This is a genomic window from Streptosporangium sp. NPDC048886, assembly GCF_055586905.1.
Genome location: NZ_JBVJHH010000003.1, coordinates 74,247 through 98,184, shown reverse-complemented (window position 1 = coordinate 98,184; position 23,938 = coordinate 74,247). Strand labels below are relative to the sequence as shown.

The 23,938-nt window shown below is 71.7% G+C and carries 22 protein-coding genes and 1 pseudogene; 10 read left to right on the top strand and 13 right to left on the bottom strand.

Features of this window, described 5'->3' with window-relative positions:
- Positions 1–35 precede the first annotated feature (35 nt).
- Positions 36–941 carry a glycosyltransferase family 2 protein gene (locus ACZ6R6_RS04450; protein WP_470090126.1) on the top strand — a complete coding sequence of 302 codons (906 nt, stop codon included), beginning with the start codon at positions 36–38 and terminating at the stop codon, positions 939–941.
- Between the two features lie 166 nt (positions 942–1,107).
- On the opposite strand, the gene ACZ6R6_RS04445 is transcribed toward ACZ6R6_RS04450, so the two are convergent.
- From ACZ6R6_RS04445 to ACZ6R6_RS04395, 11 genes are all read right to left on the bottom strand, one after another.
- Positions 1,108–1,869 (bottom strand): methyltransferase domain-containing protein, encoded by a 762-nt coding sequence (locus tag ACZ6R6_RS04445; protein ID WP_470090124.1) that lies wholly within the window; start codon positions 1,867–1,869, stop codon positions 1,108–1,110.
- 56 nt (positions 1,870–1,925) lie between these two features.
- The gene (locus ACZ6R6_RS04440) at positions 1,926–3,104 is read right to left on the bottom strand and encodes a glycosyltransferase family 4 protein (RefSeq protein ID WP_470090122.1); all 1,179 of its coding nucleotides are present in this window, start codon (positions 3,102–3,104) and stop codon (positions 1,926–1,928) included.
- On the bottom strand, positions 3,094–4,410 hold the full coding sequence (locus tag ACZ6R6_RS04435; RefSeq protein WP_470090121.1) for a nucleotide sugar dehydrogenase: 1,317 nt from the start codon (positions 4,408–4,410) through the stop codon (positions 3,094–3,096). Before ACZ6R6_RS04435 ends, ACZ6R6_RS04440 begins: the two co-directional genes overlap by 11 nt.
- A gap of 148 nt (positions 4,411–4,558) precedes the next feature.
- Positions 4,559–5,800, bottom strand: coding sequence for a GNAT family N-acetyltransferase (locus ACZ6R6_RS04430; protein ID WP_470090119.1), 1,242 nt, complete (start codon positions 5,798–5,800; stop codon positions 4,559–4,561).
- Positions 5,801–5,826: 26 nt separating this feature from the next.
- Complete coding sequence (locus ACZ6R6_RS04425; protein WP_470090117.1) at positions 5,827–6,750, bottom strand: glycosyltransferase family 2 protein; 924 nt, start codon at positions 6,748–6,750, stop codon at positions 5,827–5,829.
- Between the two features lie 114 nt (positions 6,751–6,864).
- Positions 6,865–7,530, bottom strand: coding sequence for a polysaccharide deacetylase family protein (locus ACZ6R6_RS04420; protein ID WP_470090115.1), 666 nt, complete (start codon positions 7,528–7,530; stop codon positions 6,865–6,867).
- 161 nt (positions 7,531–7,691) lie between these two features.
- On the bottom strand, positions 7,692–8,687 hold the full coding sequence (locus tag ACZ6R6_RS04415) for an NAD-dependent epimerase/dehydratase family protein (RefSeq protein ID WP_470090113.1): 996 nt from the start codon (positions 8,685–8,687) through the stop codon (positions 7,692–7,694).
- 206 nt (positions 8,688–8,893) lie between these two features.
- Complete coding sequence (locus ACZ6R6_RS04410) at positions 8,894–9,940, bottom strand: 2-oxoacid:ferredoxin oxidoreductase subunit beta (protein WP_470090111.1); 1,047 nt, start codon at positions 9,938–9,940, stop codon at positions 8,894–8,896.
- Complete coding sequence (locus ACZ6R6_RS04405; RefSeq protein ID WP_306860234.1) at positions 9,933–11,786, bottom strand: 2-oxoacid:acceptor oxidoreductase subunit alpha; 1,854 nt, start codon at positions 11,784–11,786, stop codon at positions 9,933–9,935. Before ACZ6R6_RS04405 ends, ACZ6R6_RS04410 begins: the two co-directional genes overlap by 8 nt.
- A 269-nt stretch (positions 11,787–12,055) precedes the next feature.
- A complete protein-coding gene (locus tag ACZ6R6_RS04400) occupies positions 12,056–12,145 on the bottom strand; it encodes a putative leader peptide (protein ID WP_369011196.1) in 90 nt (29 codons plus the stop codon).
- A 69-nt stretch (positions 12,146–12,214) separates the two neighbouring features.
- Positions 12,215–13,615, bottom strand: a complete 1,401-nt coding sequence (locus ACZ6R6_RS04395) for a polysaccharide deacetylase family protein (RefSeq protein ID WP_470090108.1) — start codon at positions 13,613–13,615, stop codon at positions 12,215–12,217.
- Positions 13,616–13,899: 284 nt separating this feature from the next.
- On the opposite strand from ACZ6R6_RS04395, the gene ACZ6R6_RS04390 reads away from it, so the two are divergent.
- From ACZ6R6_RS04390 to ACZ6R6_RS04370, 5 genes are all read left to right on the top strand, one after another.
- Positions 13,900–14,271 carry an NADH-quinone oxidoreductase subunit A gene (locus tag ACZ6R6_RS04390; RefSeq protein ID WP_451929158.1) on the top strand — a complete coding sequence of 124 codons (372 nt, stop codon included), beginning with the start codon at positions 13,900–13,902 and terminating at the stop codon, positions 14,269–14,271.
- A 43-nt stretch (positions 14,272–14,314) separates the two neighbouring features.
- Positions 14,315–14,812, top strand: coding sequence for an NADH-quinone oxidoreductase subunit B (locus ACZ6R6_RS04385; RefSeq protein WP_306860229.1), 498 nt, complete (start codon positions 14,315–14,317; stop codon positions 14,810–14,812).
- A gap of 20 nt (positions 14,813–14,832) precedes the next feature.
- On the top strand, positions 14,833–15,393 hold the full coding sequence (locus ACZ6R6_RS04380; RefSeq protein ID WP_470090105.1) for an NADH-quinone oxidoreductase subunit C: 561 nt from the start codon (positions 14,833–14,835) through the stop codon (positions 15,391–15,393).
- Between the two features lie 56 nt (positions 15,394–15,449).
- Positions 15,450–16,403, top strand: a complete 954-nt coding sequence (gene nuoH, locus ACZ6R6_RS04375; RefSeq protein WP_470090103.1) for an NADH-quinone oxidoreductase subunit NuoH — start codon at positions 15,450–15,452, stop codon at positions 16,401–16,403.
- A 187-nt stretch (positions 16,404–16,590) separates the two neighbouring features.
- Positions 16,591–17,529 carry a hypothetical protein gene (locus tag ACZ6R6_RS04370; RefSeq protein ID WP_470090101.1) on the top strand — a complete coding sequence of 313 codons (939 nt, stop codon included), beginning with the start codon at positions 16,591–16,593 and terminating at the stop codon, positions 17,527–17,529.
- Here the strand turns inward: ACZ6R6_RS04370 and ACZ6R6_RS04365 are convergent.
- Positions 17,526–18,968, bottom strand: a complete 1,443-nt coding sequence (locus tag ACZ6R6_RS04365) for a serine/threonine-protein kinase (RefSeq protein WP_470090099.1) — start codon at positions 18,966–18,968, stop codon at positions 17,526–17,528. The two genes, ACZ6R6_RS04370 and ACZ6R6_RS04365, sit on opposite strands and share 4 nt — an antisense overlap.
- Before the next feature lie 246 nt (positions 18,969–19,214).
- On the opposite strand from ACZ6R6_RS04365, the gene ACZ6R6_RS04360 reads away from it, so the two are divergent.
- The 4 genes and pseudogenes from ACZ6R6_RS04360 to ACZ6R6_RS04345 all read left to right on the top strand — a co-directional run bounded on the left by ACZ6R6_RS04360 (position 19,215) and on the right by ACZ6R6_RS04345 (position 23,693).
- Positions 19,215–20,675, top strand: coding sequence for a 4Fe-4S binding protein (locus ACZ6R6_RS04360; protein WP_470090097.1), 1,461 nt, complete (start codon positions 19,215–19,217; stop codon positions 20,673–20,675).
- Positions 20,672–21,208 (top strand): NADH-quinone oxidoreductase subunit J family protein, encoded by a 537-nt coding sequence (locus ACZ6R6_RS04355; protein WP_306860221.1) that lies wholly within the window; start codon positions 20,672–20,674, stop codon positions 21,206–21,208. Before ACZ6R6_RS04360 ends, ACZ6R6_RS04355 begins: the two co-directional genes overlap by 4 nt.
- A gap of 2 nt (positions 21,209–21,210) precedes the next feature.
- Positions 21,211–21,513 (top strand): annotated as a pseudogene (gene nuoK, locus ACZ6R6_RS04350) (NADH-quinone oxidoreductase subunit NuoK); the annotation flags it as partial.
- 257 nt (positions 21,514–21,770) lie between these two features.
- Positions 21,771–23,693 (top strand): NADH-quinone oxidoreductase subunit 5 family protein, encoded by a 1,923-nt coding sequence (locus tag ACZ6R6_RS04345; RefSeq protein WP_470090095.1) that lies wholly within the window; start codon positions 21,771–21,773, stop codon positions 23,691–23,693.
- On the opposite strand, the gene ACZ6R6_RS04340 is transcribed toward ACZ6R6_RS04345, so the two are convergent.
- Positions 23,662–23,934, bottom strand: coding sequence for a hypothetical protein (locus ACZ6R6_RS04340; RefSeq protein ID WP_470090093.1), 273 nt, complete (start codon positions 23,932–23,934; stop codon positions 23,662–23,664). The two genes, ACZ6R6_RS04345 and ACZ6R6_RS04340, sit on opposite strands and share 32 nt — an antisense overlap.
- Between the last annotated feature and the right edge of the window lie 4 nt (positions 23,935–23,938).

Here is a 23,938-nt window from a genome sequence, read left to right as displayed (position 1 = left end):
AGGCGAGTCGGCAGAGGCGAGCGGGAGGCGTTGCGGTGAACGACGCTGCGGATGAGGACGTTCCGCCGGACCACGGACGGCCCGGTGAGCGGTGGCCGGTTGTCAGCGTCGTCGTGCCCGCGCACAACGAGGAGGCCGTCGTCGCGGGCGGCCTGCGGCGGCTGCTCGCGGGGACGGCGCCGGGCGAGTTCGACGTGGTGGTGGTCGCGAACGCCTGCTCCGACCGCACGGCGGAGGTCGCCAGGCAGGCCGGTGTGCGGGTCGTGGAGACGCCGGTCCCGGGCAAGGCCAACGCCCTGAGGCTCGGCGACGAGGTCTGCCGGACCTTCCCCCGCGTGTATCTCGACGCCGACGTCGAGTTGAGCGCGGAGTCGGTGCGCGCCCTCGCCGTCGCCGCCGGCCGGCCCGGCGTGCTCGCCTGCGCCCCGGTCCCGGTGCTGGACCTGGACGGGGTCGGCTGGATCGCCCGGCGCATGCACCGGGTGCACGACCAGCTGATCGCGCCGTTGCGGGCACTGGCGGGGGTCGGCGTCTACGTCCTCACCGAGCGGGGGCACGCCAGGGTCTTCCCCCTGCCGGATGTGATCTCCGACGACGGCTGGGTGCACGGCAGCTTCGCGCCCCACGAGCGGGTGGTGGTGCCCGAGGCCCGGTCGCTGGTCCGCCCGGCGAGAACCGTCTCGGCGCATCTGAACCGGCGGGTGCGGGTGCGCCTGGGCAACCGGCAGCTCGCCGAGCTGGGCCGGTCCGCCGCCGAGGGGCGCCTGCGGCTGAGCTCCCTGGGCGCCCTGGTGGCGGGGCGGAAGGTGAGCCCGTCCGACGCGCTCTGCTATCTCACCGTCCTGCTCATGGACCGGGCACTGACCCGGGTGCGGGCTCGGCGCGGTGGCCAGGTCCAGTGGGGCACGGACGCCGGCAGCCGGGCGCAGCCGGGCGGATGACCCGCCCGGGCCCGCCGTACCGTCCGCGCGGTCGGCGCCGCCCGGGCGTGCGGTCCCGCCGGGCGTAGCGGCGGCCGTGCGGGCTGCTGTGTGGCCGATACGGCCGGCCACGGTGACCGCGCGCTCGGTACGGCCGGCCGTGCGGGCTGCTGTGCGGTCGGTACGGTCAGGCACCGGCCCGCTCGGTGATCGCATACACCCGGACCGTGCCGAACGGGCTGTCGTCCCCCGGGGCCCTCCGGCCCCGGGTCACCGTCCGGAGGTGGCGGAACCGGCCGGTGCTCAGCAGGAACGCCTCCTCGACCGGATTGAAGTAGATCACCGTGACCGGGCGCGGATTCCGGTCCACGGTCGCGAGCAGCTTCTCGATCGCGGCCGCGAAGATCTCGCCCCGGAAGGGGTTGTTGAGGAACACCACGCTGACGTCGTCGGGGATCTCGTATTCGAGGACATCGGAGCGGACGAGGTCGACGTCCGCGCAGCGCAGGCGGAGGCGGGTGTTGGCGATGTTCTCCCGGGCGATGTCGTTGAGCTGCTCGGACAGCTCGACGCCGATCACCTTCCGGAACGGGTATCGCGACGCCGCCTCCAGCACCATGCGGCCCATGCCGGAGCCGAGGTCGATGAACACGTCGTGCTCGCCGACGTCGCGCAGGGGCAGCGTGCGCCGCAGGGTCTGCCAGTTCGCCGCCGAATAGTAGACCCGCTCCTGGTGGCCGAGCCCGAACTCGTCGAGGCTCACGACCTCCGCGGTCCGCACGCCGTACCGGCGCTCGAACAGGAGCTGGACGCTGCTGCGGCGTAACCACGCGTAGGACCGCCGCACCCCCTCCAGCAGCCCGGTCACGACTGCCGTGCCCGCGTCGACGCAGCCCTCCACCAGGGAGGCGGCCTCCGCGGTGGACATGGTCTCGATGAGCACGCTCATGGCGGTGGTCCCTTTCTCACTCGGCGCCAAGGAACAGGCGCTTGTTCACTCAGGTCTCAGGAACGGGCGGCCTCGTAGGCGGCCAGGAGCGCGACCCTGGAGCGTTCCCAGGACAGCGGGCCGGTGACCCGGGCCCTGCCGATCTCGCCCATCCGGTGCCGCTCCTGCGGATCGTCGAGCAGCCGGGCGACCAGCTTGGCGAACTCCGACTCGTCGTTGGCCGGCGCGTAGACGGCGGCGTCCCCGGCCGAGACCCTCGCCTCCCGGAGGTCGAAGGAGACGACCGGGCGGCCCATCGCCATGTATTCCATGATCTTGTTCATGGTGGACACGTCGTTGAGCGGGTTGAGCGGGTCCGGCGCGAGGCACACGTCCGCCGCGGACAGGTAGCGCAGCAGGTCCTCGTCCGGGATCCGGCCGGTGAACTCGACGGAGTCCGAAAGGCCCAGCTCGCGGGAGAGGGCGATCATGTCCTCGAAGGTGTCGCCGGCGCCGACGAACACCGCGTGCCAGTCGGTGCGGCCCAGGTCGTCGCGGAGCTTGGCCAGCGACCGCAGGGCGTAGTCCACGCCGTCCTGCGGGCCCATCACGCCGAGGTAGCACAGCAGGTGCGGCTTCCCGCGCCTGAGCCCCTCCTCCACGGGGACCTGGTGGAAGCGCTCGACCGCCGGCGCGCTGCGCACCACGAACACCTTTTCGGGCCGCATGCCGCCCCGGGTGACCGCGACCTCGCGGTAGCTCTCGTTGGTCGCGATGACCACGTCGGCCGCCCGGTAGGTGAGCCGTTCGAGCCGGCACACGGCCCGGTAGAGGAAGTCCTGACCGCGGTCGAAGCGGGACAGGTAGAGCTCGGGCACCAGGTCGTGCTGGTCGAACACGAACCGTGCGCCGCGCCGCTTGAGCATCCTCGCCACGAGGAACAGCAGGTCCGGCGGGTTGCAGGCGTGCACGACGTCCACCCGCCCGACGCGCCGGGCGAGCCGGAAGGTGTGCCACAGCGCCGAGCCGTACTCCTGCAGGTAGCCGAGCGGACCGCCGGTCGCCGCCCGCAGCGGATATCGGTAGATCTTCACCCCGTCTATCTCGACGCGCGGCTCGGTGTCGCGTCTGGTGCCCTGGGGGCAGATGACGTGCACGTCCCAGCCGGCGTCGCGCAGCGTGGTGCTTTCCTGCCACACCCGCCGGTCGAACGGCACGGAGAGGTTCTCGACGAGGATGAGTGCTTTACCAGCCAAGGCCCACGTATCCAGGATGTGCCCGGCGCGCCTCGGCGTCGGGAAGGCGGACGAGATCGATGATCGTACGGTCTCCCGCGCCGTCGAGCGCGCTCAGCACGGCCGGGTCCTTGCAACCGATGACGCACACGTCGGCGTGGGCGAGCACGTCGTCGGCGGAGTTGCTCAGCAGGTCGCCCAGATGCGGCAGCCTGCTCTCGATGTAGTCGCGGTTGGCGCCCATCAGGCGCGACAGCGAGACGTTGGCGTCGTAGATGCGCAGGTCGTATCCCTTGCCCAGGAGGCGTTCGGCCAACTCGACCAGCGGGCTCTCCCGCAGGTCGTCGGTGCCCGGCTTGAACGACAGCCCGAACAGCCCGACCCGGCGGCTGCCGGCCGCGACCACCAGCTCGAAGGCGCGCCGCAGGTGGTCCTCGTTGGAGGGCAGGACGTGCGACAGCAGCGGCACCGAGACGTCGGCCCGCCGGGCGGCGTAGACCAGGCCCCTCAGGTCCTTGGGCAGGCAGGAGCCGCCGAAGGCGAAGCCCGGCCGCAGGTAGGCCGGGCTGATGTTGAGCTTGCGGTCGGCGAGGAAGACGTCCATCACCCGGTGCGAGTCCAGCCCGAGCGCCTGGCAGATCGCCCCGATCTCGTTGGCGAAGCTGATCTTCAGGCCGTGGAAGGCGTTGTCGGCGTACTTGGTCATCTCGGCCACCGCCATGGGGACCCGGAAGACCTCTCCCGGCAGACCCTCGTACAGCGCGGCGACCGCGTCACCGCTCGCGGTGTCGAACTCGCCGATGACGGTCTTGGGCGGCTCGAAGAAGTCGCGCACGCTCGTCCCCTCGCGCAGGAACTCCGGGTTGACCGCCACGCCGAAGCCGGTCCCGGCCCGTAGCCCGGACGCCCGCTCCAGGATCGGGATGAGCAGGTCGGCGCAGGTGCCGGGGAGCATGGTGCTGCGGAAGACGATCGTGTGCCGGCCGCTCTTGCCGGCCAGCGCCTGGCCGATCTGCTCGGCCACCCGCTCCAGGTAGGTGGTGGACAGGCTGCCGTTCGGCGCGGACGGCGTGCCCACGCAGATCAGCGAGATCTCGGTCTCGCCGATCGCTCCGGCGACGTCGGCGGTGGCGCGCAGCGCGCCGCTCCGCACGACCTCGGCGGTCAGCTCGCCGATCCGCTCCTCGACGACCGGCGCCTGGCCGCGGGCGATGAGGTCGATCTTCGTGGGGTTGACGTCGACACCGATCACCTGGTGTCCGCTGGCCGCGAGACAGGCCGCGGAGACGCAGCCGACGTAGCCGAGCCCGAACACGCTGATTCTCATTGTGCGCTGCCTCCATCGCGTCACTTGCCGGCTGGGTTGCGGGGCAGGAGGCGTTTACAAAGCCTTGCCCGGATCACCCATTAGTCGGGTGATTTCCTGCGATCGTTACGATTTCGAGAAGTGACCGCCCCTGGAGGAGCGGGCGTGATTACTGACGTAATGTGCGGATTTTTCGCGCGATATGGCGCAAGCTAGGGCCGAACGCGGATGATTTCGCTGTGGCGACCATGGAGTCCCGGGCCCGCCGCAGTGTCTGCCGGGCCGAGCTCCGGGTCACCATCCCCTGGCACACCGGCGTCTCACCCGTCTTGGCGCGCCGTTTGTACTCGTCGTCACCCCGCCCGAGGTCGATCCGCGTGACGCCGAGAGCGGGAGCGGCGCAGACGAGCTCGCGCAGCAGCATCCAGCCGGGGGCGAGCCCGGCGAAAGCCGGGTCGTAGACCGGGAACCACCAGTGCAGCACGTTCTCCGAACGTATTCCGAAATGCGCCGCGACCAGATGGGGGCCGGCATGCAGAGTGGACAGAACGCCCCCGAATGAGGAGTCGCGGGTGTGCAGCAGCCGGGTCAGCAGGTCATGGCGGTCCGGTCCGGCGAAATAGTCCTTGGCGCCGGTGGCGGCGTACTGCGCGCGCTTGAGCTCCACCACCCGGCCCAGGATCTCGGGGTCGACCACGTCGGCCGCGAACCGCACCGTGCCGTGGGTCCGCTCGGCCTTCGCGGCGCGGCGGCGGGCCTGCCCCATGTTGTCCTTGCCGCTGCGCGAGGCCCGGCCCAGATATCCCTCCAGGCCGCCGGAGACGTCCAGGAACGGTGACGGGCGCCGGGACTCCACCCACGGCTCGAAGTCGGCGCAGCTCTCGACCAGATGGTCGAACGCGAAGGCGCGGACCCCGCCGGTGAGCAGGGCCAGCGGGGGGAGGGAGGTGCCCGCGGCGAGCACGGGCCCCTGGAAGTCCGCCGCCGGCCAGCCCGCGGGCCTGATCAGTGACCGCTCGCGGTGGTGCGGCAGCAGGGCGCAGACCTCGCCCGCCCCGTCCCGGCCCACGGCGACCCGGACCTCGCGCCCGCTGGCGTGCACGGCCGCGGCGAAGCCGGGGTGGAAGTAGGGGCTGTCCAGCAGCGGATTGGCCGCCCGTAGCAGATGCCAGGCGTCCAGCTCCTCGGCGGTGAGCGCGTCGAAACCGGCCGTCCGGACCGTCCGGACGGTCCGCCCCGTCGGCGCGGCCGGTCCCGGGCGTGCCGTCCGCCCCGCCCGTACCGTCCGCGTTCCTGCTTCCGCCGGTTCCGCCCGTGTTCCCGGTTCCGCCGGTTCCGGGCGTGCCGTCGAGGGCCGGGCGGGCTCGGGCGCCTCCGGCCCGCCGGGTGCCTGGCTCGCGGGCATGCTCATGGTCGTTCCTCTCGCCGGTCGCCTGGTCAGTCCGCAAGCTTCTGGAGCCGGCGCGACGGCCTGAGCAGCGCCACGATCGATGCCCTCGAGGTGCGGCGCCCCGCGAGCGCGCGCACCCCCTCGCCCAGGGCGACCGCGAAGTAGTAGACGAGCCAGGCCAGGGTGCTCCGCCGCCTGCGGAACAGCTTGACCTTGTTGACGGTGAGCAGCGCGGCGAGAGTGGGGTTGACGCCCGAGTCGCCGCCGATGTGCTCGATCACCGACGCCGGTTCGTACCAGAGCGCCCAGCCCCGGTCGCCGGCCCGCAGCGCGTACTCGGTCTCCTCGCTGTAGAGCAGGAAGGACTCGTCCCACGGGCCGATCTCCCTGATGAGGTCCGCCGACAGGAACATGGCGGCACCGGTCGCCCATGCCGCGACGCCGGGCCGTTCGTACTCCCGGGGGTCGGTGACCAGCTCGCCGAGGGTGCCGATCCGGCCCGCGAGGTCTCCGCCGATCACCGCTTCCACCAGCGCCCGGCGCACCGTGGGCGTCCTGCGCAGCGAGGGCTGCAGGCTGCCGTCCGGGTTGACCATGCGGGGTACGGCGATGCCGCGCCCCGGCCGGCGCAGAGCCTCGGCGAGCGGGAGGATCGAGCCGGGCCGCAGCCTGCAGTCGGGATTGATCACATACACCGCGTCGATGTCCTGGAGGTCCAGCGCCGCGACGCCCGCGTTGATCGCCGCCGCGTAGCCGGCGTTCCGGCCGAGCTGGACGATCTGGAGCGGTAGTCCGGTCACCTCGCCGGCGATCTTGAGCGTGCCGTCCTTCGAGGCGTTGTCGGCCACGACGACGCCGGCGAGATGCACGCCCCGCGCCCCCTCGGCGAGGGAGCGCAGACAGCCTTCCAGTACCTCCGCGCTGTTGTAGGTGACGATCACTATGGCGATCCGGGGGGTACCAGGTGTCATATATTCGTCATCGCCGGGGGCGGCGGTGTCGTTACCACGTTCCAAGTCCCGTAGGGGTCGTGGGGCACGTAGGGGGTGCGGGCCGCGGAGCCCGGCCGCGGGGAGGCGGAGGCGTCACCCGCGGGCGCGCTTGAAGGCCCGCGCGGCGACCCGGCGGACGCGGAGCGGCAGCGCCGCAGTGCCGTCCATGACCTGCGGGGCCCATGTGGCGTCGATGTCGTGGCGCAGGCTGTTGCGCGGCTGGAGCCAGGTGCCGGGCCGGGCGCGGCCCCCGTCGCTGGTGTAGGCGCGGGTCACCTCCGCCCGCCGCAGCCTGCCGAGCACGTGCCGGTCGTAGGAGCCGAACGGGATGGCCACCCTCGACACCGGCCGCCCGGTGAGCTCGGTGAGGAGCCGGTTGGCCTCGGCGATCTCCTCCTCGGCCTGCTCCCCGTCCAGCCGCCGCCAGTCGCGGTGCGCCCAGCCGTGCGAGCCGACCCGCATGCCCGCCGCCACCAGCTCCCGCACCCCGTCGGCGTCCAGCCTGCCCGGCTCGCCGAGGAGCCCGGCCAGCACGAAGAACTCCGCGGTGAGGCCGCGTTCGAGCAGCCGCGGGAGGGCGATCTCCACATCCGAGGCGTTGCCGTCGTCGAAGGTGATGCGGACGTCCTGACGGCCCACCGCCGCGTCGAGGACCTGCTCGAACTGCTCCACGCTGACCCAGGTCGTGTCCTCGCCCGGGTCGAGCTCGCGGCTGGTCGGGCCGATGCCGTGCACCGTGAGGTTGACGACCGAATCCACCAGCGCCCTCGTTTCTGATCCGGCGTCCCGGTTACGGGAGGGCGGCGCGCACGGAGCCGGGCCCTCGGTTTATATCGGATTCCACGGCGTCCCGTTACAGCGTGCCCTCCGCCGGTATGGGCGTGGTGTCTGGTTACCGTGCGCTGGCTACGGTGCGCTGGCTACGGTGCCGTCCCCGCCGCCATGGCGGTCCCGTCCCGCCGCAGGCGCTCGGCGTACCAGGCCGTGGTCAGCCGGAGGCCCTCCTCCAGCCCGGTGACGGGGCGCCACCGGAGCACCTCGGCGGCGGGGGCGATGTCGGCGATCCGGGCGCTGTCCAGCGGGCGGTCGGAGATCGCGCCGTAGCGGGGCCGCGCCGGGCCGCCGATGATCCGGCCCAGCAGCTCCACGGTGTCCCGGATGGACGTCCGCGTGCCGGTGCCGATGTCGAGGCTCCGGCCGGCCGCCTCCGGAGTCATGCCCGCGGCGAGGAAGGCGTCGACCACGTCGTCGACGTAGACCCAGTCCAGTTGGCGGGTCCCGCTGCCGAGGCTGGGCGCCTCGCCGCGGAGCAGCGAGAGCGTCACGTAGGGGACCAGCTTCCTGGTGTCGTGCTGGCCCGGCCCGTAGACCATCCCGATGCGCAGGGTCGTCACGGGGACGTCCCAGAGGCGGTGGAACATCCGCGCGTAGCCGCTGGCGGCCCATTTGGCGACCGCGTAGGGCGAGGACGGCGCGGTCTCGCCCTCGGCCGGCCGGGGCTCCTCAAGCGATCCGGCGAGCACCACCCGGGTGCCCGGGCTGCCGGCGACCGCCGTCAGCAGGTTGACCACGCTGGCGAGGTTGCTGTCCAGCATCGGCCGGACGAGCCGCGGGTCCCTGGCGCCGGCGACCTCGCTGGCGAGGTGGAAGACGACGGCGGGACGGGTGGAACGGACGAGGTCCTCGACCGCGCCGGCGTCGCTGACATCGGCGACGTGCCAGGTCTCGCCGTGGCCGGTCCCCTCCCGGGGGCTGCGGCTGACCGCGTGCACCTGTGCTCCGAGCGAGCCCAGGCGCTCCACCAGCCGGGCTCCGATGAATCCGGTGGCACCGGTCACCAGCACCTGTGAGCCGTACCAGTGGCGGTCCTGCTGTCGCTGGGCATGCGGGTCTTCGAGTGCGGGGACGGTGAGCACGGGCGGGTTCTCCTCATGTGTCTGACGAGTCGTGTCGGACGCTGTAGCCGGCGTGCTTGGCTGGCGGGCCCCTGGTTGCGGATGGGTCCACGCGTTTCTCATCTTCTCTTGTCCCGCGCGCTACGGCAGCCCATATCCGACTGTCCGGGAGAAAAAGCGATGGGGCCGCTCAGCTGAGCGGCCCCATCGTCGTCGTCGCGCCTCTGTCAGCCGATGCGCCAGGTGTCTCCGGACAGCAGCAGGTCGTCCAGGTCGCCCTGGCCGCGCTCGCCGACGGCCTCCTGGAGCTGCCCGGCCATCAGCTCGTCGTAGGAGGGGCGCTCCACGCTGCGGAAGACGCCGATCGGGACGTGCTCGAAGGCGGGCTCGTCCAGCCGTGACAGCGCGAAGGCCAGGGACGGGTCGGCGCGGTGGGCGTCGTGGACGAGGATCTCGTCCTCGCTCACCTCCGACCTCGGGACGACCTCGATGCCGCCGTCGGCCGCACGCCGCGCGGCCTTGGAGGCCGAGACGATCGGCCGGCCGTGCTCCAGGCGCAGCGTGACGTCGTCACGCAGCTCCGGGTCCTTCAACTGGTCGAAGGCGCCGTCGTTGAAGATGTTGCAGTTCTGGTAGATCTCGACCAGGGAGGTGCCCTGGTGCTCGGCGGCCTCGCGCAGCACCGACTGCAGGTGCTTGCGGTCGGAGTCGATGGTCCGGGCCACGAACGAGGCCTCGGCGCCGATCGCCAGCGAGATCGGGTTGAACGGCTTGTCCAGCGAGCCCATCGGGGTGGACTTCGTGATCTTGCCGATCTCGGAGGTCGGGGAGTACTGACCCTTGGTCAGACCGTAGATCCTGTTGTTGAACAGCAGGATGTTCAGGTTGACGTTGCGGCGGAGCGCGTGGATCAGGTGGTTGCCGCCGATGGACAGCGAGTCGCCGTCACCGGTGATCACCCACACCGACAGGTCGGGACGCGAGGCGGCCAGGCCCGTCGCGATCGCCGGGGCGCGCCCGTGGATCGAGTGGAACCCGTAGGTGTTCATGTAGTAGGGGAAGCGGGAGGAGCAGCCGATGCCCGAGACGAACACCATGTTCTCGCGCTTGAGGCCGAGCTCGGGGACGAAGGACTGGACCGCGGCCAGGATCGCGTAGTCACCGCATCCCGGGCACCAGCGGACCTCCTGGTCGGACTTGAAGTCCTTCATGCCCAGCTTGACGTCGGACTTCGGGACCAGGGACAGGCCCCTGCCGTTTGCAAGATCACTCACTGTCGATCACGTCCTGGATCACGCCGGCCAGCTCCTCGGCCTTGAACGGAAGCCCGCGCACGCGGTTGTAGCTGATGATGTCGACCAGGAACCGCGCACGCAGCAGCAGCGCGAGCTGACCGAGGTTGATCTCGGGGAGCAGCACCTTGTCGTAGGCCCGCAGGACCTCGCCGGTGTTGGCCGGCAGCGGGTTGAGGTGCCGCAGGTGGGCCTGGGCGACCTTGCCGCCGGACTTCCTGATCCGCCGTACGGCCGCCGCGATCGGGCCGTAGGTGGAGCCCCAGCCGATGACCAGCACCCGGGCGTCGCCGTCGGGGTCGTCGACCTCCAGCGGCGGGATGTCCTGGGCGATCCCGTCGATCTTGGCCTGACGGAGCCGGACCATCCGGTCGTGGTTGTTGGGGTCGTAGGAGATGTTGCCGGTGCCGTCGGCCTTCTCGATGCCGCCGATCCGGTGCTCCAGGCCCGCGGTGCCCGGGATGGCCCAGGGGCGGGCCAGGGTCTCGGGGTCGCGCTTGAACGGCAGGAAGGTCACGCCGTCCTCGCCGTTGGGCCCGGTGGCGAACTCGGTGGCGATGTCCGGCAGCTCGGCCTTGCTCGGCACCTTCCACGGCTCGGAGCCGTTGGCCAGGTAGCCGTCGGACAGCAGCATGACCGGCGTGCGGTATTTCACCGCGAGGCGGGCCGCCTCGATGGCCGCGTCGAAGCAGTCGGACGGGGTGGCCGGCGCCACGATCGGCAGCGGCGACTCGCCGTTACGGCCGTACATGGCCATGAGGAGGTCGGTCTGCTCGGTCTTGGTGGGCATGCCGGTGCTCGGCCCCGCGCGCTGCACGTCCACCACGATCAGCGGCAGCTCGGTGGTCACCGCCAGGCCGACGGTCTCGGCCTTCAGCGCCACACCGGGCCCGGAGGTCGTGGTGACGCCCAGCGCCCCGCCGAAGGAGGCGCCGAGGGCCGCGCCGACGCCCGCGATCTCGTCCTCGGCCTGGAAGGTGCGGATGCCGAACCGCTTGTGCTTGGACAGCTCGTGCAGGATGTCGCTGGCCGGGGTGATCGGGTAGGACCCGAGGAACAGCGGCAGCCTCGACTGGACGGAGGCGGCGATCAGGCCGTAGGCGAGCGCCTGGTTGCCGGAGATGTTGCGGTAGACGCCGGGGGCGAGCTTGGCCGGCTTGACCTCGTAGGAGACCGAGAAGGACTCGGTGGTCTCGCCGTAGTTCCAGCCCGCCTGGAAGGCCGCGATGTTGGCCTTGGCGATGTCGGGCTTCTTGGCGAACTTGGTCTCCAGGAACTGGATCGTCGCCTCGGTCGGCCGGTGGTAGAGCCAGCTCAGCAGGCCGAGGGCGAACATGTTCTTGGAGCGCTCGGCGTCCTTCTTGGACAGCTCGAAGCCTTCGAGCGCCTTGACGGTCAGCGAGGTCAGCGGCACCGGGTGGACGCGCCACTCGGCGAGCGTGTCGTCCTCCAGGGGGCTGCCGTCGTAGCCCACCTTCTGGAGGTTGCGCTTGGTGAACTCGTCGGTGTTGGCGATGATGTCGGCCCCCCGCGGCAGGTCGCCGAGGTTGGCCTTCAGGGCGGCGGGGTTCATCGCGACCAGCACGTTGGGGGCGTCCCCCGGCGTGAGGATGTCATGGTCGGCGAAGTGCAGCTGGAAGCTCGACACGCCCGGCAGGGTCCCTGCGGGGGCGCGGATCTCGGCCGGGAAGTTGGGCAGGGTCGACAGGTCGTTGCCGAACTCCGCCGTTCCCGCCGTGAAGCGATCACCGGTCAGCTGCATTCCATCACCGGAGTCTCCGGCAAACCGGATGATCACGCGGTCGAGTTGCTGAACCTGCTTGGTCACAGCTCAGACCTCCTCGACGCGGCGACGCGCCGTTGCTGGTTGCTTGTCATTTCCATGCTAGATCCCTCAGGGTGACGCATCGTCTTCCGCGTTGCTAGATCCTTTGGATGCAGACGAGTGCGATCTTTAGTGCTCCGTCTGGTGTCTTCCGCGTTTCGCCCAAGGGGGGTATGGCACGCGTCATACAGCCTCGGCTGTCGTCGATCAGGAGCTGGGACGCCGCGTCGCCGGAACTGCCCGGACGGACGGGTGGGTGGCCTGCGTGGAGGTCACGATCGCGAGCGGTTGGCCCGACACAGCCCGGCCGCGAGCCGGCACAGGTCCACGTGCAGGCGGCCGAAGAGGACAGTTGGCGTCACGATGCCTAACTATATGTCCCGGCCGGAGGCGGCCCTCATCGCCTCCGGCTATGTGCTCATAGCCGCAGGTTATGGCACTGCCTGCTTCTCCAGCGCGCGGGCGAGGCCGCCCGTCCTGCCCGGGCCGCCGCCGGACGCGGCCGAGTCGTAGGTCACGCCCGGCTGCATCCCGCGCGGGCCGTACAGCTCGGGGACCGTGACAAAGGTGTAGCCCTTCTCCTTCAGCCGCCGCAAGATCTGGGGGGTGGCGTCCACGGTCGCGCCGTGGACGTCGTGCATCAGGACGATCGCTCCGGGCCTGGCCCGGGAGACGGCCCGGTCGGCGATGGCCCCGGGGTCGGGGTCGCCCCGGTCCTCGGTGTCGACGCTCCACCGCACGACCGACAGGCCCATCCGGCGCGCCACCGCGGCGACCTGGATGTTGCTCGCGCCGTACGGCGGGCGCATCAGCGTCGGGACCTGCCAGATCGCCTGGGTTATCGCGTACTGGGTGCGGTTGAGCTGGTCGGCGACCTTGCTGCCGGGCAGGGGGGTCAGGTCGCGGTGGGACCAGGTGTGGTTGGCCACCAGGTGCCCCTCCTGCCGCATCCGCCGCAGCAGTTCGGGGCGGGCGGAGGCGTTGGAGCCGACGCTGAAGAAGGTCGCCCTGGCGCCTTCGCGGGCGAGGGCGTCCAGCAGCCGTCCGGTGTGGGGTCCCGGCCCGTCGTCATAGGTCAGCGCTATGCATTTGGCCTTCGCGCAGTCCACCTCGCCCGCCTTGGAGCTCCGCGCCGGGGGCTCGGCCGTGCTCGCCGCCTCGATGAACTCCTCCGACCCCGATGACGGCGTCTGCGCGGTCCTGGCCGCGCGCTGCGCCCGCGCCCCCGTCGCCGACAGCAGCGGCTCCGCCTCGGAGGCCGGGACGGCGACCGCCACCCGGCCCATGGACCCGCCGGCCACCTGGTGGTCGTCGAACTCCACGACGAGGTCGCCGCGCGGGTTGAAGCCGAGGGAGTCGAACTGCCGCGGGTCCGGCTTGATCGCGTGCGGGTTCACGCGCGGTCCCCGGTCGACCAGCCGCTCCCTGACGAGCCCGGCCAGCTCGGCCAGCGCGGCGTCGTCCCTCAGCAGGGCGGCGGAGTCCAGGGCGCGGCTGTCCACCCGGTCGTACCAGACGGTGGTGCGGGCCTCGGACCAGTCGGTCCCGAGGGATTCGCCGATGCGCAGCCGTACGCCGAGCACCTGGTCGGAGGCGGCGGCGAGCTGCCAGTCCACGTTGAACTCCGGATGGGGGAGGGCGTGGTTCATGGAGGTGTCCCTGGTGAACCGGTCGAGCTGCTCGGTGACCGTCCGGCGGAGCTTCTCGGTGAGGCGGGGGGCGCCGTCGACCGTGGGGTAGGCGACGTGCACGCGCCGGTCGCCGGAGTCACTTCCGCTCAGGTTCCGGACGCTCAGCCCGTGGACCGCCGAGGGGTCCACGTAGTTGATCATCGTGGGTTCAGAGGGAAGGGGGTGGTCCGCGCTGGGGGAGGTGGCGGCCGTGCCACATCCGACAACCGTTGCGGCAATTAGCGCGATTCCTCCGGTGAATCGCAATTTAGGCATGCCTGACACAGTAAACGCGATATGTGGACTTTTGCCGGTTTTTGGGATTAATCGGGAAGAGGTTTTGGCCGGACCGGGTTTGGCCGCTCCACCAGGTGACGCGGACGGTGGACACTGCTATAGCTGGGAGGAGGGGGTTCCGTCCGGCGGGGTCCCCATGAGGAGGGTCCATGGGCGGATACTTCGGCTCCTACGGGGTCGTCCTCGCGCTGCTGACGATCGGAGCGGTGATCGTCGCCGGGGCGCTGACGGTCAACCGGCTGCTCCGCCCCCACCGCCCGACCCCCGAGAAGCTGCTGACCTACGAGTGCGGCGTCGACCCGGTCGGCGCCGACTGGGCCCAGTCCCAGGTCCGTTACTACGTCTTCACCTACCTCTACGTGGTCTTCGCCGTGGACGCGGTCTTCCTCTTCCCCTGGGCGACGGTCTTCGCCGCCCCCGGCTTCGGGATGACCACCCTGGTGGAGATGTTCGTCTTCCTGGGCTTCATCGCGCTCGGGATCCTCTACGCCTGGCGTAAGCGTGTGCTCGCCTGGACCTGAGCCGGGCGGGCGGGACCATCGGCACTGAAGGAGAATGGGTGTCATGGCGGACCTTCCGATGCCCACGGTGGGGCCGGCCTCCCGGCTGGCTCCCAAGCCCATGCGCTTTGTCCTCAACTGGGGGCGGCGCTACTCGTTGTGGGCGTTCAACTTCGGCCTGGCCTGCTGCGCGATCGAGTTCATCGCGACCTCGATGAGCAGGCACGACTTCATCAGGTTCGGGGTGATCCCGTTCGCCAACGGCCCCCGGCAGGCCGACCTGATGATCGTCTCGGGCACGGTGACCGACAAGATGGCCCCGGCGGTCAAACGGCTGTACGAACAGATGCCCGACCCCAAATACGTGATCTCCTTCGGCGCCTGCTCCAACTCCGGCGGCCCCTACTGGGACTCCTACTGCGTGACCAAGGGCGTCGACCAGATCATCCCGGTGGACGTCTACGTCCCCGGCTGCCCGCCCCGGCCCGAGGCGCTGCTCCACGGCATCATGATGCTCCAGGAGAAGATCGCCGCGGAGAACCTGAGTGACCGGTATGTCTGATCCCGCGAGGAGCCGAGCAGATGAGCAGCGGTGAGGGGCGGCCCGGTGTCGCCGCGGTCCAGGAGCGGTACGGCACGCGCGCGCAGGTGTCGGAGTCGTTCGGCGAGATCACGGTGGACGTCCAGGCGGGCGACTGGACCGGCCTGCTGGAGTCCGTCCGCGCCGAGGGCTACGAGTTCTTCGACTGGCTGACCGCCGTGGACGACCCGCCGGACGGGTTCTTCGTCGTCGCCCACGTGTTCGACCCCGCGTCGCGCGGGCACCTGCTGCTGCGCACCCGGGTCCCCCGCGCCGACCCCCGGCTGCCCAGCGCGGTCGGCGTCTTCCGGGGCGCCGACTGGCACGAGCGCGAGACCTTCGAGATGTTCGGAGTGATCTTCGAGGGGCATCCGAACCTGGTCCCGCTGCTGCTGCCCGACGGCTTCGAGGGCTTCCCGCTGCGCAAGGACTTCGTGCTGGCCGCCCGGGTCGCCAAGGCGTGGCCGGGGGCCAAGGAGCCCGGGGAGTCCGACCACGGCTCGCCGAGCCGCCGCAAGACCCTCCCGCCCGGCGTGCCCGCCGACTGGGGGCGTGATGGCTGAGGTGTCCGACGCTTGGGAGGCGTGATGGCTGAGGCGCTCGACGCTTGGGAGGCGTGATGGCCGGGGTGCTCGACGCCGCCGTCCGGCTGGTGGGGATCGTCGTGGCCTTCCTCGTGCTGCCGCTGATCGCCGGACAGGCCGAGCACAAGGTCATGGCGCACATGCAGGCGCGCCTCGGCCCGATGTACGCCGGGGGCTTCCACGGCTGGGCCCAGCTCATCGCCGACGGGATCAAGTTCACCCAGAAGGAGGACGTGATCCCGGCCGCCGCCGACCGCCGGGTCTTCGCCCTGGCGCCCGCGGTGGCGCTGATCCCCTACCTCGTGGTGATGGTCGTCATCCCGATCGGCCCGGGCCTGGTCGGGGTCGACCTGGACGCGGGCCTGTTCTTCGTCCTGGCCGTGATGGGGGTCGGCGTGCTCGGCTCGATCATGGCCGGGTGGTCGTCGGGGAACAAATACTCGGTCCTGGGCGGGATACGCTCGGCGGCCCAGCTCATGTCCTACGAGCTGCCGCTGGTCCTGGCGGCCTCCAGCGTCGCCATGGCCGCCGGCACGCTCTCCCTGCCGGGCATCGTGGAGTCCTGGCAGTGGTGGTGGCTGCCCTGGCAGGCGATCGGCGGTGTGATCTTCTTCGTCGCCGGGCTCGCCGAGCTGCGCCGCCCGCCGTTCGACATGCCGATCGCGGACTCCGAGATCATCATGGGTCCGATGACCGAATACGCCGGGATCAGGTTCGCCCTGTTCATGCTGGCCGAATACGCCGGGATCATCGTGATCTCCGCGCTCACCGCCGTGCTGTTCCTGGGCGGCTGGCACGGACCCCTCCTGCCCGGGCCCGTGTGGATGCTCATCAAGGTCTCCGCCCTGGTGTTCGTGGTGATCTGGGTCCGGGTGAGCTTCCCCCGGCTCCGCGAGGACCAGCTCCAGAAGCTCGCCTGGGTCGGCCTGGTGCCGCTGGCGCTGGTCCAGCTCGCGCTGACGGGGGTCGTCAAGGTCCTCGTGGGCTGATCCGAGCCTGTCCGAGGTCTCCGGGAGCCGCCCGCGGCCCCGGCGGGCGTGGCGGGTCGCGCTCCGCCCCGCTCCGCCGTACATGATGGATCGACGCGGGAAACGCGCACGCCGGGCACGTTCGAAGCGCGTACGCCGGGCAAGGAGGAGTGCCCGTAGGTGACATCACAGGCCAAGGACGGACCGCATGACCCTCGCGCTCGCCGTGGACGACGACGATCTGGTCGTCGAGGTGCCGGAGCACCCGCCGGTACGGCTGCCGCTCGCCGGCCCGCACCGGGTGAGCACGCTGCTGCTGTTCGGCTATCCGGGCAGGGGCAGGACGAGATACGGCCTGGCGGTGCTGGACGAGTCCGGCATGGTGCTGCTGCAGGCGCCGGGCTCCCGCTCGCGCCAGGAGGTGGAGACGTTCGCCCGGGACAACGGCCTGGGCTTCGAGCTGCGGCGCTTCGCCACGGGTGAGGAGGCCCGGGTCACACTCGCCCGCAGGTCGCCGGGGTGGCACGTGGTGACCTGGCGCCGCCCGCCCCCGCCGCTGCCGCGGCTGCGCGTGCCGGGGGTGAGGAGCCTGCGGCCCCCCATGGGCTCGCCCAGGATCTGGTGGCGTGAACAGCTCCTCTACGGGCTCATGTGGCTGGTGCTCGCCTACGGCGCGGCCTTCGCGACGCTGGTGGTCCTCAACATGACGCACCCCGGCCGCGACGTCACCCGGGGCATGGGCCCGCTCGGTGTCGCCGCCCTGGTCCTGGCGGGGCTGACCGTCGCCGGCGCCGCCGTCGTCGTCGGGATCGGCCGGCACCGGACCCGCAGGCGGATCGCCGACGCCCGCGTGATCCAGCGGCGGGGCGAGCCGCACTGCCGCCTGGTGGCCGTCCACGGCCGGCTGCTGCTGGAGACCGCGCGCCGGACCCGCGAGATCGACGCCTCCGAGCTGCTGCTCTACTCGGCGGAGCCCGGGGTGAGCGGGCTGATCGTCGGAGACGGGCTGCTCCACCTGCCCGGAGACTGGGACCCCGGGGACGTGGAGCGCTTCGCCGTACGGAACGGTCTGGAACTCCGGACCCGGGCGCTGAGCGTCGAGGAGTATCTCGACCTGACGGCCCGGGTCCGCGACGCGGTGCCCTAGTTCACGATCCGCAGCATGATGTCGGCGGCCGTGGGCCGGTTGCCGGGCTGTTTCTCCAGGCAGGCCGAGGCCAGCGGGCGCAGCGACTGGGGAAGGGCCGACAGGTCGGGGTGGTGGTTGATCACCCTGTTGAGGATGGCCGGGATGGTGTCCTCGCCGAAGGCCACGCGGCCGGAGGCGGCGAAGATCATGGTGGCCGCCCAGCTGAACACGTCGGTCTCCGGCCCGACGGTGCCTCCGGCGAGCTGCTCGGGGGACATGTAGGCGGGGGTGCCCATGATGTTGCCCGAGGTCGCGGTGACCTGGTCGAGGGCGCGGGCGATGCCGAAGTCGATCACACGTGGCCCGTCGGCGCCGATCAGCACGTTGGCCGGCTTGAAGTCCCGGTGCACCACACCCGCCCGGTGGATCGCGGCCAGCGCGCCCGCCGTGGCCAGGGCCAGCCGGGTCAGCCCGTCCTCGGTGCGCGGGCCCTGGTCGCGGACGAGCTGCTCAAGGGAGACTCCGTCCACGTATTCGCTGACGACGTAGGCCTGGTCGTCGTTGATGTTGACATCCAGCACCCGCGCGGTGGAGAACGTCGCCACCCTGCGCGTCGCCTCCACCTCCCGCAGGAACCGGTCCCGGACCACCTGGTTGCCGTTGAAGTGCTCGTGCAGAACCTTGATCGCGACCTTCTGCCCCTGGGGGGTGAGCGCGAGATGGACCGTTCCCTGGCCGCCCCTGCCCAGGCTGCCGATCAGCCGGTACGGTCCCAGCCAGCCCTGGGGCGTCTGGGTGCCGCTCTGCCGGGCGTCGTACGGCTGGGCGCCGTGCCGCGTCTGGCCGTGTTGGGTCTGGCCGTGCCGGATCTGGCCGTGTTGGGTCTGGCCGTGCCGGATCGGGTCGTGGTGCGTGCGGCCGTGCTGGTTCTGGGGCTGGGTGTGGTGGGTCTGGGGCCGGGGCGCGGGCCTCGACGAGGGCGCGGTGGGGCCGGTCGGGTACGGCACGGCCGGGGCGGGACCCGGGAGCGGGGCGGGGAAGGGGGCGGGGACTGGAGCCGCGGCGGGGAAGGGGACAGGGGCCGGAGTCGCGGCGGGGAACGGCGCCGACGGCGTGCGCTGCCGGAACACCGCGCCCCTGATGATCAGCGCGTGGCCCAGGCCGCCGATCCAACTGCCGAACAGCCCGATCGTCGTCAGGACGTCCAGCCAGGTCGGGATCAGATCGGAGTCTCCGTAGGTCCCCGCGCCGATGAGGAACACCCCGATGCCGAGGCCGTAGAGGGCGGCGGCGAAGGCCAGCGGGACGCTCCGCAGCCTGCGAGCGGCGTGGCCGATGATGAACGGTGTGCCGACACCGCAGGTGAACAGGGGCACCAGCGTCCACACCACGCTCCACCCCGTGTTGGAGCGTGGGGGCGGCTGGGGGTGCCAGGCGGGACCGTACTGGTGGGACATGTCGCGAACAATACGTATTTCTGAAGCCGCTTGCAGTCTCCTTCCGTATCGGTTCCGCAGTTAAGACCCGTTAATCGAACACACAGACTGTGGATAACCGTTGTGGATAACCGTGGGAGCTCGGGGATCATCCTTCCGTACGGACCACCGCATTCCCGAGCGCACCCCCATGCGTCATGATGTTGAGTTGTGGGACGGATACCAGGAGTGGGGTTGGCGAAGGGGCTCTCCGTAACCCTCCGCCACATGCTGAGCAGATCGGTGACCCAGCAATACCCCGAAGTTCGGCCGGACCTGCCCCCGCGCAGCCGGGGGGTGATCGCCCTGGTCGAGGAGAACTGCACGGTGTGCATGCTCTGCGCCCGCGAGTGCCCCGACTGGTGCATCTACATCGACTCCCACAAGGAGACCCTCCCCGCCCCCGAGGGCGGCCGTCCCCGCGCCCGCAACGTGCTCGACCGCTTCGCGATCGACTTCTCCCTGTGCATGTACTGCGGGATCTGCATCGAGGTCTGCCCCTTCGACGCCCTCTTCTGGTCCCCGGAGTTCGAATACGCCGAAGGCGACATCCGCAACCTGGTCCACGAGAAGGACAAGCTGGCCGCCTGGGTCCAGACGGTCCCCCCGCCCCCCGCCCACGAGCCCAACGCCGACCCCCCGAAGGAGCTCGCCGCCGCCTCCCGCCCCGGCCCGGCCCCGAGGACCCCGAGTACGGCCCGCACCGCTCCGGGCGCCGGCGCGATGGGCCGTGGCGTGGCTCCTACCGCCCCGGGCGTCGGTGAGGCCGGCCGCGGTCCGTCCTCCGCCGCTCCGGGCAGCGGTGAGGCCGGCCGTGCTGCGTCCTCCGCCGCGCCTGGTGGGAGGGGCCGTGGCGTGGCTCCCGCCGCCCCCGGTGCCGGTACGACGGAGCCTGCTGCGACTCCCACCGCTCCCGATGAGACGGGTCGCGGTGCGGCCGGCATCAGGACCGCCCCCGGGGCCGCCGGGACGGATCCCGGTGCGACCGGCCCCGTCCCGGCCTCCGGCACGCCGGGGCCCCGGCCGGTCTCCGGCCCGTCCTCCGCGCCGGAGGACTCCGCTCCCGGCGCCGGTACGGCGGGCCGCGCGACGGGTGAGGCCGGCACGGCTGCGCCGGAGCCCGGCGCGTCCTCCGGTCCGGCCGTCCCGGCTGCGCCGGAGCCCGGCGCGTCCTCCGGTCCGGCCGTCCCGGCTGCGCCGGAGCCTGGCGCGTCCTCCGGTCCGGCCGTCCCGGCTGAGGCCGGCGGCTCGACCGGCACGCCGGCTGCGTCCCCCGGCTTCTCCGACACGCCCTCGGGACCACCCCCGACCCGGGGAGGCCCGGGAGACACCGCCTCCGGGGCCGCCGGCCCGGGTGGTACCGCGCCTGGGACCACCGCCTCCGGAGTCACCGCACCGGAGGCCGCGCCGGACGCCACCGCGGCGCGCGGTCCGGCGGACGGACCCGGCGCGGCGGAGCCGCCGCCCGGCCGGAGGCCGCCGAGGCCCGCGCGGACTGCCTCGGCGGGGCACGCGAACGTCCGGGCCATCCGGCCACCGGGAGCGCTCCCCAAGAAGGACGATTCATCCACAGGCAAGCCATCTGTCGAGAAGTCGTCCACAGGCGGGGGTGGCACACCCCCGCCGGCGGGCCATCCGGAGCAGACTTCTTCCACGGATCCGAGCGGAGAGCCTGAGGAGGAGAAGTGACCGAGGTGCCGTCCTATCTGTCGCCGACCGGGCAGGAGATCGTCTTCCTGCTGCTGGGCGCGGTGGCCGTCGGGTCGGCGCTGCTGGTGGTGACCACCAGGCAACTCGTCCACGCCGCCCTCTGGCTGGTCGTCTGCTTCGGCGCGCTCGCCGGGAGCTACCTGATCCTGACGGCCGAGTTCGTCGCCTGGGTCCAGGTCCTGATCTACGTCGGCGCGATCGTCGTCCTGCTCCTGTTCGGCATCATGCTCACCCGTGCCCCGATCGGCAGGACCGCCGACCTCGACAGCCGCAACCGGCCGGCCGCCGCGGCCGTGGCGATCGCCACCGCCGTCGTGCTGGTCACCGTGGTGATCGACGGCTTCCGCATGGCCTATATGCCCCTGGAGCCCGGCCGGGGTTCGGCCAAGGATCTCGGCTCCAGCATCTTCCGCAACTGGGTGCTGCCGTTCGAGGCGCTCTCGGTCCTCCTGCTGGCGGCCCTGATCGGCGCCATCGTCCTGTCCCGCACCGACATCCGGGGGAGGGACTGACGTTGCACGTCGTCTATCCGGCTGTCGTCTCGGCGCTGCTGTTCTCCATCGGCGTGTACGGCGTGCTCGCCCGCCGCAACACGATCCTCGTCCTGATGTCCGTCGAGCTCATGCTCAACGCGGTCAACCTCAACCTGGTCGCGTTCGACGTGTGGCTGCGTGACCGGCTGCACAGCGGCCAGGTCCTCACCCTGTTCGTCATCGTGATCGCCGCCGCCGAGGTGGGCCTCGGCCTCGCGATCATCCTGGCGCTCTACCGCAACCGCCAGACCGTGGACCTCGACCGGCTGCGCGCTCTCGCCGAACCCACCGGCGCCGACCGGCCTCACCTCCGGGCCCCGGACCAGGCCCAGACCCCGGACCAGGACCAGGGCGGGGCCGCCCCGCCTCTGGGCCAGGACCCGGCTCAGGATGGCTCACAGTCTCAGAGCCCGGCCGAAGGGCAGCACCCGGCTCAGGACCCGGCGCGGAGGCGGGACGCCGCCGGATCCCACGGCGGTGTCACCGGTCCCGGCCTCGGCCACGTCGCGTCCGAAACGGCCACCGGACCGGGTGACACGCCATGATCACTGTTGCCGCTCTCGTCATCCTTCTGCCGTTCGTCGCGGCGGCCGCCGGACTTCTCGGATCCCGGTTCCCCCGGGGTCTCCGGGGCGGAGCCGCCGACGTGGCCGCCGGCCGCCGGGCCGCCTGGATCGCGATCGTGCCCACCGCGATCTCCACGGCGCTCGCGGCCTGGCTGGCCTACGCCGGCTGGGCCGGCGCGGGTGGAGGCCGGGGCGGGCCGTTCCCCGCCGGGGCCGCCGGGCCGTCCGGGGTCACCGGCACTCTCGGCGTCATCGACACGGGCTCGGTGCCGATCTCCGTCGGGCTGCTCGTCGACGGTCTCGCCGCCTCGGTCGCGGTGCTGGTCACGGTGGTCGCGCTGGCCGTGCAGATCTACTCGGTCGGCTACCTGGGCGACGACCGGCGCTACCCGTCCTACAGCGCGTTCATCAGCCTGTTCACCAGCGCCATGCTCCTGGTGGTGTATGCGGCCGACCTCCTCGTCCTCTACGTGGGCTGGGAGATCATGGGGCTGTGCTCCTACCTGCTGATCGGGCACTGGTGGGAAGACCGGGCCAACTCCCGCGCGGCGGTCAAGGCGTTCCTGGTCACCCGGATCGGCGACGTGGGTTTCCTGTTCGGCGTGTTCGTGCTCGGCACGGCGGCCGGCAGTTTCAGGATCGCCGACGTCGTCGCCAAGGTTCCGGAGATGTCCTCCGGCACGGTCATCGCCGCGACCATGCTGCTGCTCGCCGGGGTCGCCGGAAAGAGCGCCCAGGTGCCGCTGCACGTCTGGCTCCCCGACGCGATGGCCGGTCCGACCCCGATCAGCGCCCTCATCCACGCCGCCACCATGGTGGCGGCCGGCATCTTCATCGTCGCCCGCCTCTACCCCGTCTTCCTCGGTTCCGGTCCCACCCTGGACGTGCTCGCGGTGCTCGCCGCGCTCGGCATGCTCGGCGCGGCCCTGGCCGCCCTGGCACAGGACGACCTCAAACGCGTCCTGGCCTACTCCACGATCAGCCAGCTCGCCTACATGGCCGGTGCCCTGGCCGCCGGGTCCGAGAGCGCGGCGATCTTCCACCTGGTCACCCACGGCGCCTTCAAGGCCCTGCTCTTCCTCTGCGCCGGAGCGGTGATCCACGCGGTCGGCTCCAACCTGATGAGCGCGATGGGAGGGCTCCGGGAGCAGCTTCCCGTCACCTTCGTCACGATGACGATCGGCTTCGCCGCCCTGATGGGCCTGCCCCCGGCGAGCGGCTTCTTCAGCAAGGACGAGGTGCTGGTGGCCATCGAGCACGCGCTGTCCGCGGGGCCGCTCACCGACGCGGCGGCCCTGCTGCTGTACGGCTGCGCGCTGGCCACGGTCGCGGTGACCGGCGCCTATGCCACCCGTGCTTGGCTGCGGACCTTCTTCGGGGAGCGTGCTGTCATCGCCCTCCCCGAGCCGGAGCCGGGCACGGCGCATGCCGCCGACACCCGCGAGGCGCCGGCCACCATGCGCTGGCCCATCGTCGTCCTCGCCGTCCCCGCCCTGCTCCTGGGCTTGGTCGGCATCGCCGACGTCCACTGGGGCACGGCCGCCCTCAGCGTCGTGCTGGCGCTGCTGGGCGCCGGCGTGGTCTACGCGATGTGGCGCGGCGACCCCCTGGGCGATCCGGCCCGTGTGCTCGGCCCGTTCCGCGTCCCCTGCGAGCAGGCCTTCTACGTCGATGCCGCCTACGCCGCGCTGTTCGTCCGGCCCGTGCTCGGCCTCGCCCGCCTGGTCACCCGCGCCGACGACCGCGTGGTCGACGGCGCGGTGCGCGGTTCGGGCCGGGCCACCGTGGGGCTGTCGGGCCTGGCACGCCTGATACAGAACGGCAACGCCCAGCTCTACGTCACCGGTCTGCTCGCCGGGGTCCTTCTCATCGCGGTCGGGGCGGTGATCTTCGGATGAGCCCCCTGCCGCCGATCCCGACCGCCATCGCGGTGCCGCCCCTGATCGGGGCGGCGACGGCCCGGTTCCCGGCTCTGCCGGTGGCGACGGCTGGGCTCCCGGTCCCGCCGTCGATCCGGCCGGCGGCGACAGGCGCCTTCCCGATCTCGCCCTCCGGGGGCGGCGGCCGGACCCCGGCCTCGGCGCTGAGCTCGACCCCAAGCTTGAGATCGGCCTCGACCTCGGTCCGGGATTCGATCACGATC

What these genes read in the sequence shown, in the direction of transcription:
- ACZ6R6_RS04385 (WP_306860229.1), top strand. Translation starts at nt 14,315, where the DNA reads ATGGCGGACCTTCCGATGCCCACGGTGGGGCCGGCCTCCCGGCTGGCT.
- ACZ6R6_RS04370 (WP_470090101.1), top strand. Translation starts at nt 16,591, where the DNA reads ATGACCCTCGCGCTCGCCGTGGACGACGACGATCTGGTCGTCGAGGTG.
- ACZ6R6_RS04380 (WP_470090105.1), top strand. Translation starts at nt 14,833, where the DNA reads ATGAGCAGCGGTGAGGGGCGGCCCGGTGTCGCCGCGGTCCAGGAGCGG.
- ACZ6R6_RS04395 (WP_470090108.1), bottom strand. Translation starts at nt 13,615, where the DNA reads ATGATCAACTACGTGGACCCCTCGGCGGTCCACGGGCTGAGCGTCCGG.
- ACZ6R6_RS04360 (WP_470090097.1), top strand. Translation starts at nt 19,215, where the DNA reads ATGCTGAGCAGATCGGTGACCCAGCAATACCCCGAAGTTCGGCCGGAC.
- ACZ6R6_RS04365 (WP_470090099.1), bottom strand. Translation starts at nt 18,968, where the DNA reads ATGTCCCACCAGTACGGTCCCGCCTGGCACCCCCAGCCGCCCCCACGC.
- nuoH (WP_470090103.1), top strand. Translation starts at nt 15,450, where the DNA reads ATGGCCGGGGTGCTCGACGCCGCCGTCCGGCTGGTGGGGATCGTCGTG.
- ACZ6R6_RS04430 (WP_470090119.1), bottom strand. Translation starts at nt 5,800, where the DNA reads ATGAGCATGCCCGCGAGCCAGGCACCCGGCGGGCCGGAGGCGCCCGAG.
- ACZ6R6_RS04345 (WP_470090095.1), top strand. Translation starts at nt 21,771, where the DNA reads ATGATCACTGTTGCCGCTCTCGTCATCCTTCTGCCGTTCGTCGCGGCG.
- ACZ6R6_RS04445 (WP_470090124.1), bottom strand. Translation starts at nt 1,869, where the DNA reads ATGAGCGTGCTCATCGAGACCATGTCCACCGCGGAGGCCGCCTCCCTG.
- ACZ6R6_RS04390 (WP_451929158.1), top strand. Translation starts at nt 13,900, where the DNA reads ATGGGCGGATACTTCGGCTCCTACGGGGTCGTCCTCGCGCTGCTGACG.
- ACZ6R6_RS04435 (WP_470090121.1), bottom strand. Translation starts at nt 4,410, where the DNA reads ATGAGAATCAGCGTGTTCGGGCTCGGCTACGTCGGCTGCGTCTCCGCG.
- ACZ6R6_RS04425 (WP_470090117.1), bottom strand. Translation starts at nt 6,750, where the DNA reads ATGACACCTGGTACCCCCCGGATCGCCATAGTGATCGTCACCTACAAC.